This is a genomic window from Sulfoacidibacillus ferrooxidans, from assembly GCF_022606465.1.
GTDB lineage: Bacteria > Bacillota > Bacilli > Alicyclobacillales > SLC66 > Sulfoacidibacillus > Sulfoacidibacillus ferrooxidans.
Map to the genome: position 1 here is coordinate 881,833 of NZ_JALBUF010000001.1, position 11,674 is coordinate 893,506.

Here is an 11,674-nt window from a genome sequence, read left to right on the forward strand (position 1 = left end):
AAAGGCCTGTATAAATAGCACTGTCATATTTGCCGTTATTTATGATCTTAGCAACTGTTACGTCGATTGGATTCATCAATTGTTTACCATCCGCATCGAGCGAACCACCTTTACTGCAATGGAGTATGGGAAAGGATTAACTCTGGATTATATCGTAGCGCAGCTTCACAATGTTCACATACCGTCTTTACATACGTAGTTTGCAATGCTTCATCTACGGTCATCATATCCGCTTTTTCGTCATCCGTTAAAATCGAAAAACCTAATTGCTCAACCATTGCATGGTGTGCATCAATTTGACCCAACACAGAATGACAATACTTACAAAGATACACCATTTTCAATACGGACACCCCACAATCAATGTTTTCTCTCCGTATTATGGGGTGTTACCGCATTAATTAAACGCATTCATGACAAGAGGAAATGGCGTTTTACAAAATTCTATAGCTGCTTCTGCACTGCGTACTACTGCATCACCGACTAATGGTAACTCTGCTTTTGCAAAACGCGACAAGACATAATCAACAATTGGAACATCTCCAGAAGGATGCCCAACACCAATTCGAATTCTCGGAAATTCTTGTGTTCCTAGGTGTGAAATAATCGACTTTATGCCATTATGCCCCCCCGAACTTCCTTTTTCGCGCAGGCGAATTTTCCCCACGGGAAGATCCATATCGTCATAGATCACAAGTAATTGTTCGTTGGGTCGATCTAATTTCAAAAAATCCATCGCGGCTCTGACTGCTTCGCCACTTACATTCATATATGTTAATGGACGAACCAAATAGACGCGTTCTCCATGTACCATACTCTCCGAGACTAGAGATCGCCACTTTTCTTTTGGTGTAGCTACATGAAGTTCCTCTGAAATCTGTTCAATTGACCAAAAACCAACGTTATGTCTGGTTTTTTGATATTCTTTACCTGGATTCCCTAGGCCAACAATCAATTTGGCCAACTTCCCCACCTCAATCAAATAATTCGCTAATAGAGCGCATCTCATTCACACGCAAAATGGCTTCAGCCATAATCTTTGCCACCGAGAGAACCACAAGTTTATCAATTTTTTGTTCATCTTTAAGAGCAATCGTATTAGTTACAACGACCTCTTTAATAGGAGATTGCGCAAGCCTTTCAATCGCAGGAGAAGATAACACAGGATGAGTACAGCACGCATATACTTCCTTTGCTCCACGTTCCAATAATGCTTCTGCTCCAAGTGTAATTGTACCAGCTGTATCAATCATATCATCAATTAAGATGGCTGTGCGCCCTTCAATATCGCCAATAATATTCATCACTTCTGCCACATTTGGTTCAGGGCGGCGTTTGTCGATAATAGCGATCGTAGCACCTAGTCGCTCGGCAAATTGGCGCGCACGTGTAACGCCTCCTAAATCTGGTGAAACCACGACGACATCATGAAGATTTTTCTTGATGAAGTAAGAGGCTAAAATCGGCATTCCAAACAAGTGATCTAGTGGAACATTAAAGAATCCTTGGATTTGACCTGCGTGAAGATCCATACATATCACGCGCGAAACACCTGCAGTCTGGATTAAATCTGCGATGAGCTTCGCTGTAATCGGATCTCGTGGCCGCGCCTTACGATCTTGACGCGCATACCCGTAGTATGGAATTACGACATTGATACTCTGTGCAGAAGCTCTTTTTAACGCATCTACGATAATCAATAATTCCATTAAATGCTCATTTACCGGTGCAGATGTAGGCTGAATGACATATACTTGGCACCCGCGTACACTTTCCCCTAGTTTCACCTGTACTTCTCCATCGCGAAACCGGGTAACTTGGCATAATCCAAGATCAATTCCAATCTCAGTTGCAATTTCCTGTGCTAATTGCGGATTGGCATTACCGCTAATTACTTTTAATTTTGGATCTGGATACTCCACGTTTGTCACCGTCCGTCCCTCATTGCTTCTTCATCATGTAGCCGTTTTAATTTGACACGCAACCCTTTTGCATATCCAGGTTTAGTCGTCTGTCTTGCACGAGCAATAGCAAAGTCATCATCTGCCACATCATCAGTAATGGTTGAGCCTGTCGCTATATAGGCGCCTTTCCCTATATTCACAGGCGCAATGATATTGACGTTAGAACCGATAAAGCTATCATCCCCAACCATCGTCTTATGTTTTCTAAATCCATCATAATTAACCGTCACTACACCACAGCCGACGTTAACCCGTTGCCCAATCTCACTATCTCCGACATAAGCTAAATGGCTAACCTTCGAACCGGTACCTACTATGGAATTTTTAATTTCAACAAAGTCCCCCACTTTTACATGAGACCCAATGTGACTACCCGGGCGAATATACGCAAATGGACCAACACTCACGTGATCGCCAAGCTCACTTTCTAGTACAACAGAAGAAGCAATATGTGTGGCATCTCCTATAACGGTATCTACCAAACGGACATGTGGACCGACCACGCAATCTTCTCCGATCACTGTTCTCCCTTCCAGCGTACATCCTGGTTGCAAAATGCTATCGCGTCCAATCAACACATCCGATTCTACATAGGTGTTTGCTGGATCAATAATAGTTACACCATTTTTCATGTGTCGGGTCAGTATCCTGCGTCGCATTCGCGCTTCAACACTTGCTAGTTGAATGCGATCGTTAACATTTGCGATATCATCCGGATCAGCCACAACGACAGAGCGCACGATTCCTTGATCTGCGCGAATGTGTTGTACACAATCGGTGAGTAAATACTCCCCCTGTGCATTATCTGCAGTCAACTTTTGAAGAGCTCTTTGTAACTCCCCTGTCTGAAACGCATAAATACCACTGTTCACTTCAGAGATGGACTGTTCATCACATGTTGCATCTTTTTCCTCAACAATGCGCAATACATTAGCCTCTGCGTCTTGAATGATACGTCCATAGCCATATGGATCATCCACCACAGCCGTTAAGACAGTCGTAGCATGTGCTGAAACAGCTTCATCAATCAGTCTTTCAACTTCTTCATGCCGCAATAATGGGCAATCCCCATATAGAACGACCGTGATACTATCTGCATTTAGTTGTGGTGCAACTTGTTGTACTGCATGCCCCGTTCCTAATTGTTCGCTTTGCTTTACATACGTAACGGAATCCCCTAGTACTTCGCGAACTTGATCTTCTAGCCTACCAACTACAACAAAGAGACGATCAAATCCAACAACCTGCATTTGTTCAACAATATGTACAATCATGGGTTTTCCACATACATGATGAACCACTTTATGACGTTTTGAATTCATACGTTTTCCTAAACCCGCCGCCAAGATAATACCGACTTTTTCCATGACGTAAACCTCCCGTCACCCTTTTTCCTAGGGATGCGTAAAGCGTGCGTAATCACTATACATGAAACAGACAGACGCTTTCAATCATCGCGTATAAAATAGCTGCTCATAATAAAGCCGCCACCCCTTGTAATCAGAAGTGACGGCCCACAATATATACCATGATATCCAATTAGTCAGCTGCCGCTGCAATAACAGGTGGCTCCTCTAATCGGTTATACTGATCTAATACAGCTTCTTGAATTCGTTGTCTCACAACCGATGAAATGGGGTGAGCTATATCGCGGAATTCACCATCTGGAGTTCTTTTACTAGGCATAGCTACAAACATGCCGGCGTTTCCATCGATGATCCGGATGTCATGAATGACAAACTCATCATCAAATGTAATCGAGGCAATGGCTTTCATTCTTCCTTCCGCCGACACTTTGCGTACCCTAACATCTGTAATCTGCACCCTTATCACCCCGCAGAATTCTCGTGAGTTTACTGATCGAACAGCGCACGTATCGCTATTCGCTCATATTCTCACATATAGAGGTTGTTCAAAAAGGGGTCAGAACTCCCCGGCGCATGGCAGCGTCAGCGCCAAGAACGCTCGCTCACGTACCTAAAACGTACGCTCAGTCCACATTCTTAGCTTGCTTCCTTGCACTGCGCGGGTCTTACCTGCCCCTTTTTTGAACAGGCTCATATAGTATCTGACAGAGTTATTCCACATATTTTGTCTAATTCCTGCTTAATCAAGCGAAAATTTTAGAATTTAGCAAAGACATTCACATTTTCAGTCTTCTAAACTAGCGATCACTTCAATCTCTACTTTAGCATCTCGTGGCAATCGCGCCACCTGAACGGTAGAACGCGCTGGGCGATGCAAACCAAATGCTTCCGCATATACTTCATTAATCGTGCCAAAATCATTTAGATCACTTACAAAAACAGTCGTTTTTACCACACGGCTCAATGATGTTCCTGCAGCCGCAAGAACAGCCCGAAGATTTTCAAAAACTTGCCGAGTTTGCGTTGCAGCATCGTTTTCCACAAGCTCTCCCTCAGCAGTTAATGGAATCTGTCCCGATGTATATACTGTATTTCCTACTTTAATGGCCTGAGCATATGGTCCTATCGCAGCTGGTGCCCTATCGGTTTGAATGACTTGTAATTCTTTCACGATTCATCTTTCCCTTCTGTCTAGTTTGCAACAAGATGCACGATCCTGCTTAAGTGGTCTCCCGCAAATAATTACCTGGTGCAATCGTAATACATTGCCTTGCCTCATCGACCTCAGCCAATGTCAGAAGCGATACATAGTTTGACACGAGTTTTTTTCCCTCAGGTTCCGTCGTCTCCATAAAGACCCCAGTCCCCACAACGTCTGCATCAAACTCATTTAACAACGCAGTCATTGCTTTCACCGTTCCGCCGGCTTTCATGAAATCATCGATAATTAATACGCGAGCACCCTGCTTAATAGAGCGCTTAGACAAAGACATTGTTTGAATACGACGATCAGATCCAGAAACATAATTGACGCTAACAGAAGATCCTTCTGTTACACGGTGATCTCTGCGAGCAATCACAAAGGGCCGATGTAAGTACTGAGCTGTCATCACGGTTAACGGAATACCCTTAGTTTCTACGGTCAACACAATGTCTGGAGCAACTGACGCAAAGATCTTCGCGAACATTTTCCCGACCATTCGCAAGACGTCTGGTTCTGCTAAAACATCACTCATATATAAATACCCACCAGGTAAAATACGATCGCCCTGACGTAGACGCACAATCGCACGCTCCAAAAACTCTTGTGCTTTCGTCCATGCAACATCCACTTCAAATAGAACTCCACCTGATGCACCCATCTGAGTACGCAGAGTTCCCTCACCATCTTCGTCCATGACATCGCGTATAATGGCTAAATCCTCACTTAACGAGGACTTAGCTGCATCAAGCTGATCCGCCATATCAGTTAAAGAGAGCGGTTCTCCGGGGTGATTCATGAGCGTACGGGTCAGTCGAACAATCCGTTCACTTCTGCGCATATCCGCTCTCCCCTATCTATCATCATCATGTCATACACCTTTATCGACTATATCACTCATGTGAAAGTACCCGCAACCATTCTACGGAATTCATCTCAACTAACAGGTTTGACATAAGTATACTTCTTTCAATGTTGTCCGCATTGTATTGTACACTCGGCGGGCACGTTGCTCTCGTTCAAATAATCCAAAGACAGTGGGCCCACTCCCAGACATCAGTGTTACCTGTGATCCCAGTCGAACTAACTGTTCCTTTACTCTGATGGTTTCCGGATATAGCGCGAAACAAACAGGTTCTAACACGTTCCCCGCTGCATCTGCAACAGCTTGCACATCCCCACTTTGCAACGCCAAGATCATATTGTTTGCACGTGGATGTAGATCGACACTACTCACATCTAGAGCACCATATATTTCAGCCGTAGAAACAGCCAATGGCGGTTTAGCGAGCACTACCCAAAAAGCAGGGCGTATCGGTACGGGTTCGACAATCTCACCACGACCTCGCACGACTGCCGTCCCTCCATATATACAAAAAGGAACATCGGATCCAACTTCTTCACCAATTTGGCTGAGTTCTTTTAAAGACAAATGCAACTGCCAGAGATGGTTAAGTCCCCGCAAAACAGCAGCAGCATCCGTAGATCCACCCGCTAGTCCTGCAGCCACTGGAATTCGCTTATCAATATCAATCTCGACACCCCGAAAAATCCCCATGTGCATTCTGAGTACGTGAGCGGCCTTATAAGCAAGGTTGCGTTCATCCGTTGGAATATACGGCACATTTGCTCGAATGACAATTTGATTGTCAAGACGCGGCGTAAGAGAAATATAGTCACAAAAATCTACAGATTGCATAACCATCTCTACATCGTGATATCCATCTGGACGTTTAGCTAGCACATCAAGTGTTAAGTTAATTTTCGCACGGGCCTTCTCAAATACCATCGCACAATCGCCCCCACAATACTATAACACGAAATGCCCCGCGTTTTCCGCAGGGCATGAAGTATTGCGTTCCCATTTTACCAAAAACTCTACATAGCAGAAAAGGCAGCTACTGGCTTTACCTCAGGTAAAGCGTAAACTTCCTTCCCACCAAGTCCAACTAAAAACTCTCGAATATGATCTAAGTTCTCATGAAACATGAGAATAAATGGCTCATCTCCATGTGCTATCAATGCCTTGCGCAATGCCTCAAGCTCATCTAGCTCCACCAATATACAGGCTTCAGGTGCAACTTTGCGTATTTCCTGTGCAAGAAGAGCTGCTACTTCCCCTGGTTTTCTACCCCTTTTATCTTCATCTTCTTTAATAAACAATGGTTCAAAGTATTGCACAGCTACATGTGCTGATTGGCAAATGACAGAATCGTCTCTATCCCCAGGAAATCCCACGATAGCGGGAATTCGTTTTCCAGTGATTCGCTGTGCCATCTCACCTACCACCCGAATACCATCTGGATTGTGACCATAGTCGCAAATGACATGCGTTCCAGAAGGTAAGCGAAAAATATTAATACGTCCAGAATTGTGTAAATCTGAACGAAATTGTGTGAGCGCCATAGCACAACGTTTGCGAGATATACCTAAATGCCGCGCTGCTGCGATAGCGCACAGTGCATTGGCCACATGAAACATTGCGGTCGCCTGCAGAGTAATTGGCAATTCATCTGCTCTTACGATTTTCCATTCAAGCGCGCCTGCCGCTTCTATTAACCAACCGTCTCGAAAATAGAAGGCATGCATTCCTCGAGCAAGATGGCGCGTAACAATTGGGTTATTTTCCTCTATGCTCACATATACGACGTTTTGCTTCAGTTTTTGAGCAAGTGCAACAAGTGTGGGATCATCTGCAGAAAGAATCACTGCACCATCGATCCTCTTGACACATTCAGCAACCAATGCCTTTACATTCACAAGATCATCAAGTGAAGTAATCCCATCCTGGCCAATATGATCTAGTGCTATATTGGTTATAATACCCACATCAGCCACGTCGTACGCTAATCCCCCGCGCATGATGCCCCCACGTGCCGTTTCTAACACAGCAACATCCACTGTAGGATCCGTTAACACAACTTGTGCACTTTGTGGCCCTGTGGTATCGCCCGATAGCACTTTGTGATCTCCAATATAGACACCCTCCGTTGAGGTCATGCCAACATTGTAACCAGAGAACTGTAAAATGTGCCGAATCATTCTCGTAGTTGTCGTTTTCCCATTCGTTCCAGTGATACTCACGATCGGAATCCTAGAAGCTGCACCTAAAGGATATAAAGATTCAAGGATGGCCGCTCCTACATCGTGAGATTTCCCTAGACTCGGGTAATGGTGCATGCGAATCCCAGGTGCCGCGTTGACTTCAATGACAACAGCTTGATCGAGATTCTTTGCATCGCAAATATTTGGTGCAATGATATCCACTCCACACACATCGAGCCCTATTGTTCTTGCCGCACGAACAGCCAATTGAGCAAATGCTGGATCGATTTGCTCCGTACAATCAACAGCAATACCACCTGTACTCAAATTTGCACTGTCGCGCAAAAGAACCATTTGTCCATGCTCTGGTATATCTTCGACATTCCAATTTTGTAATGTCAAATAACGCTGTACCATCTCATCTACGACGATTTTTGTCAATGGTTTTTCATGATCATCGCCACGCTCAGGTTGCTCATTGATGAGCATAATAAGTTCGTTAATTGTATGCATCCCATCCCCTATCACGTGTGCAGGAATGCGTTCAGCCGCCGCCACTAGCCGTTCTGAAACGACAAGCAATCGGTACTGCTTCCCTTTTGCATACTCTTCTATAATAACTGAAGGAGAAAATTTGACTGCAAATGAATAAGCATCAGCCAACATTTCCTCATTTGAAATATTAGTCGATACACCGCGCCCCTGACATCCATCAAAAGGCTTAATCACTACATTACTACCAAGTTGATAAAAAACACGCACTGCTTCTTCTAGCGTTTGAACAACAGCCCCATGCGGGACGCGAATTCCTGATTGTTCTAGCAAATGTTTGGTCAGTGCCTTATCACTTGCTATATCGACTGCAATTCCAGATGTATGGTGCGTCATCGTAGCTTGTACATACTTGCGATAGCGTCCTGTCCCAAGACGCACAAGACTGCGCCCCATACGCTGCACAGGAATATGACGTCGCAAAGCAGCATCTACAATAGCTTGCGTACTTGGACCTAAATCGTACACTTTGCGTAACTGTCGCGCTTCTTCTATCACTTCCTGCAAGGGAAAATCGATACCCTTTGCACAGGCATCTACAAACATTACAGCCTGCATCAATAAATAACGTGCTGGCTCTTCCGTTTCAAATTCAATCACTACGTCATACAAACCAGGTTGACCTGCGCTTCTTGTCTTCCCAAAGTTAGTCTTATAGCCGATTTGCGTCAATAGTTCGAGTGTCACATGTTCGATCACATGGCCTAGATATGTGCCTCCATACAGGCGCTCTACAAATCCTCCTCTACGCCCCATGCCACAATAGTGCTCATAAAGTCCTGGACACATCTGAAGCAGACGCGATGTCAATTCGGGGAATTCATAGCTTTCCCGATCCGTATACTCCTCCAAATCAAGCCTCATGATTAAAACTGGCTTATAAATGTATACGTTCGGGCCATGGATCGCCCTTAGATGGACGACTTTCACTCATTTCCACTCCTCGTAAGACGTTCTAGATTCGGTTTGCGTTCACGCAAAGAAAATTGATACCCAGCCGGTAAAATATGCAGTTTCACTCCACATAGAGCTAACGCATCATTGTTTTGTAAATCTCCCAAATTTGAAAATGTCAATGATCCTGCGTCTACTACAGATACTGCGCCACGTCCAATGACTTCAAATTCTGTATTACGCACGATAACTGCTGTGTCTTCATCAATGCCAAGACCAAGATGATGTGGGTATTGTGCTACTGCAGACAATAACCGCCCTAAGCGTCCTCTTTGTGCAAAATGCTGATCAATCACGATTCCATCGATAAATTCCATCCCAGGTGCCATATGGACGATTCCAACGCGTGGATTAGTGTCCCCTACTCCTTCAACAATCATCGTGCTACTCATCATGGATGCCCCCGCGCTAGTACCCGCTAAGACAACCCCTCGTTCATGCGCTGTATGCAAAGCAGAATCCACTTGTGTGCCACCTAATAATGTTGTAATACGCAATTGCTCCCCACCAGTAAAAAATACTCCAGTAGCTTTTTCGATTGCCCTACACGCACTATCTCGATCTGCTGCTTCTCTTGCTGAAACATCAAATGTACGAACATCTTCGACACCTATTTTTTCAAATACATCAATATAATCTGCACCCACTTCTAACGGCAACTCTGTAGCTACTGTCATTACGACGATGCGAGCATGAGTTCCACCTGCTAAGCGAACAAACTCACGCAAAATCGTCATATTGCCACGTTTGTCTTCGGCACCCCCGATTATGACTAAGGCACCTCGCTGCTCGCTCATTCTTCGCCTCCATTCTTTTTCAAATTATCCCCATATTTATAATCATCTATGCTGAGAGACGGCTGACTTGACAGCCGCCTCGGTCGCTCATCTCCAGGTTCAACTACCGGTCTTCGCGATCCGCGAGCGACTGTTCTGCAATTTCAATAGCCCGCTTGACCATGTTTCCAGCATCCCGAGTGGTAATGCCACCCCATCCTTCTCGTTGAAGAGTGGGGTAAAAGCCTAGATCCTTTGCGAGTTCATACTTAAATTGCTCGGACATTACGCCACGCCTGCGCCCCATGTAGTTTTACCCCCTTTGAGTTCTGCGTCCAAAACTAGTTTTCCCACCATCTAGTTAGCTATGCCATATACATAAAAATAAAAGCCGTTAAACGAAGAAATCTCGTTCAACGGCTCTGTTGATTACTGTATAAAAATATAAGTTACTCATCAAATTCTGCAATCGCAATAGGTGCATCTCCATGATACACGGTTAACTCTACTGTTTCGGTCAAAATGTCAGCGTAGCTATAAGATACGCGCTTGAAAGAATTCTCTGCTTGATCCAATTTTACAATAAACACAGATGGATATGTTTCTTCTAAGATGCCCGTACGTTCAACTGTTTTGCGCCGACCACCATTTGCGCGCAAAAGAATCTTCTCTCCTACAAGCCCTTCTAAGTTTCGTTTAATGTCGCTCAAAACGTTGTTTGCAGCCACACACTCCACCTCTTTCTACAACAAGAGTATAACACAACCTCTTCTGTTGTGTCAAATGTGGCCGAATATTATATCAGGATGCCTTTTTCTTTGTCAATGATCTAAATCATTGAAACAGTTAATTTACCCTCCATACCATCTTTTTATGATTCAATATCTGGAACGAGGCAATCCTATTCTGTATTTACCTCGCGACTCAATGCCCCCTAATCCTTCCGTTCCAGTAATAGTAGACTTGACCACCTGGAAAATATCGATGGTTTCACTTATCGGAGTAAAGGCAATTTGTTCGGCAAGGAAAACCGGATCAAGTGCATGAATCAGAATTCGCTCAGGTGAACTCGCAAAATTAGCTCCAGATTCCAATAAAGCCTCATAATGAGACTGGCACGCACCAGCAAAAATAATTAGTTCATCGAGACTACGCTCGTATTTGCGAGCTGCTTTTACAGCCCGTATAAAGTGATCTGAGTTTCGATAATTATCAATACGCAATGCATCTTCAGCTTTGGCACTACGCAAAACACTATCATGCCCCGTGATAATTAAAATGTCTGGATCATACTCTACTAGCAAATCTGTCATCACAGATGCCATGCTTGATTCCGGAATGTTTTTCCCGACCGCGTGAATTCCTAGATGGCGATATACCTCTAAACACTTCTCCAAGTACATTCCATCGCCATCTAAATGTAGGACGCGGCCGGGTAATTCAAAAAAATCATGGCCCTGTTTTCTTCGCTCAGAACGATATCCAAGTTTATCTTTCTCCACTTGGCGACGTAGTTGAACAAGACGAAGTGTCTCATGTTCGAGTTTAGCTTGAGCAACTTGATAAGACTTCCAATCCGTCTCCGTAAGTGCCGCTAAATCTTCAAATGGCGCATCAGCAATTAACCGCAGATCCAACCCTTTAAGAATAGCTACACCTGCACCTACATCTACACCTACAATCATAAAACAAATATCTCTACCATAAGAAGGGCGTACCACTAAATCTCCGACTTTCCACACAAAATCCCCTCCCAGTACATTCTTCCTAGAAGGTATCTTATGTACAGGAGCGGAGATCGGTGAATACCTCCAT

The 11,674-nt window shown here is 44.3% G+C and carries 13 protein-coding genes; all 13 read right to left on the minus strand.

From position 1 onward, the window contains the following. Nucleotides 1-110 precede the first annotated feature (110 nt). On the minus strand, nt 111-338 hold the full coding sequence (locus MM817_RS04350; protein WP_241712285.1) for an anti-sigma-F factor Fin: 228 nt from the start codon (nt 336-338) through the stop codon (nt 111-113). A 59-nt stretch (nt 339-397) separates the two neighbouring features. After that, complete coding sequence (pth, locus tag MM817_RS04355; protein WP_336605146.1) at nt 398-964, minus strand: aminoacyl-tRNA hydrolase; 567 nt, start codon at nt 962-964, stop codon at nt 398-400. A gap of 10 nt (nt 965-974) precedes the next feature. Then, a complete protein-coding gene (locus tag MM817_RS04360) occupies nt 975-1,922 on the minus strand; it encodes a ribose-phosphate diphosphokinase (protein WP_241712286.1) in 948 nt (315 codons plus the stop codon). Nucleotides 1,923-1,927: 5 nt separating this feature from the next. Continuing rightward, complete coding sequence (gene glmU / locus MM817_RS04365) at nt 1,928-3,331, minus strand: bifunctional UDP-N-acetylglucosamine diphosphorylase/glucosamine-1-phosphate N-acetyltransferase GlmU (protein WP_241712193.1); 1,404 nt, start codon at nt 3,329-3,331, stop codon at nt 1,928-1,930. 172 nt (nt 3,332-3,503) lie between these two features. Next, nucleotides 3,504-3,788, minus strand: a complete 285-nt coding sequence (gene spoVG, locus MM817_RS04370; protein WP_241712194.1) for a septation regulator SpoVG — start codon at nt 3,786-3,788, stop codon at nt 3,504-3,506. Nucleotides 3,789-4,115: 327 nt separating this feature from the next. After that, complete coding sequence (locus tag MM817_RS04375) at nt 4,116-4,502, minus strand: RidA family protein (RefSeq protein ID WP_241712195.1); 387 nt, start codon at nt 4,500-4,502, stop codon at nt 4,116-4,118. A 49-nt stretch (nt 4,503-4,551) separates the two neighbouring features. Continuing rightward, complete coding sequence (gene purR, locus MM817_RS04380; protein WP_241712196.1) at nt 4,552-5,373, minus strand: pur operon repressor; 822 nt, start codon at nt 5,371-5,373, stop codon at nt 4,552-4,554. Nucleotides 5,374-5,472: 99 nt separating this feature from the next. Continuing rightward, nucleotides 5,473-6,321, minus strand: coding sequence for a 4-(cytidine 5'-diphospho)-2-C-methyl-D-erythritol kinase (ispE, locus tag MM817_RS04385; protein WP_241712197.1), 849 nt, complete (start codon nt 6,319-6,321; stop codon nt 5,473-5,475). Between the two features lie 89 nt (nt 6,322-6,410). Further along, the gene (cphA, locus tag MM817_RS04390) at nt 6,411-9,059 is read right to left on the minus strand and encodes a cyanophycin synthetase (protein WP_241712198.1); all 2,649 of its coding nucleotides are present in this window, start codon (nt 9,057-9,059) and stop codon (nt 6,411-6,413) included. Then, the gene (locus MM817_RS04395; RefSeq protein ID WP_241712199.1) at nt 9,056-9,880 is read right to left on the minus strand and encodes a cyanophycinase; all 825 of its coding nucleotides are present in this window, start codon (nt 9,878-9,880) and stop codon (nt 9,056-9,058) included. The genes cphA and MM817_RS04395 overlap by 4 nt, the downstream gene beginning before the upstream one ends. A gap of 103 nt (nt 9,881-9,983) precedes the next feature. Beyond that, nucleotides 9,984-10,166, minus strand: a complete 183-nt coding sequence (locus MM817_RS04400; RefSeq protein ID WP_241712200.1) for a small, acid-soluble spore protein, alpha/beta type — start codon at nt 10,164-10,166, stop codon at nt 9,984-9,986. Nucleotides 10,167-10,308: 142 nt separating this feature from the next. Next, nucleotides 10,309-10,587, minus strand: a complete 279-nt coding sequence (gene veg / locus MM817_RS04405; protein WP_241712201.1) for a biofilm formation stimulator Veg — start codon at nt 10,585-10,587, stop codon at nt 10,309-10,311. Nucleotides 10,588-10,737: 150 nt separating this feature from the next. Further along, entirely contained in the window at nt 10,738-11,601 is an 864-nt protein-coding gene (gene yabG / locus MM817_RS04410) for a sporulation peptidase YabG (RefSeq protein WP_241712202.1), read from the minus strand. Nucleotides 11,602-11,674: the final 73 nt, after the last annotated feature.

Bases quoted from the DNA above. Each gene is read 5' to 3' on its own strand.
- MM817_RS04350 (WP_241712285.1), bottom strand. From the start codon at position 338: ATGGTGTATCTTTGTAAGTATTGTCATTCTGTGTTGGGTCAAATTGAT.
- glmU (WP_241712193.1), bottom strand. From the start codon at position 3,331: ATGGAAAAAGTCGGTATTATCTTGGCGGCGGGTTTAGGAAAACGTATG.
- purR (WP_241712196.1), bottom strand. From the start codon at position 5,373: ATGCGCAGAAGTGAACGGATTGTTCGACTGACCCGTACGCTCATGAAT.
- ispE (WP_241712197.1), bottom strand. From the start codon at position 6,321: ATGGTATTTGAGAAGGCCCGTGCGAAAATTAACTTAACACTTGATGTG.
- MM817_RS04395 (WP_241712199.1), bottom strand. From the start codon at position 9,880: ATGAGCGAGCAGCGAGGTGCCTTAGTCATAATCGGGGGTGCCGAAGAC.
- MM817_RS04400 (WP_241712200.1), bottom strand. From the start codon at position 10,166: ATGGGGCGCAGGCGTGGCGTAATGTCCGAGCAATTTAAGTATGAACTC.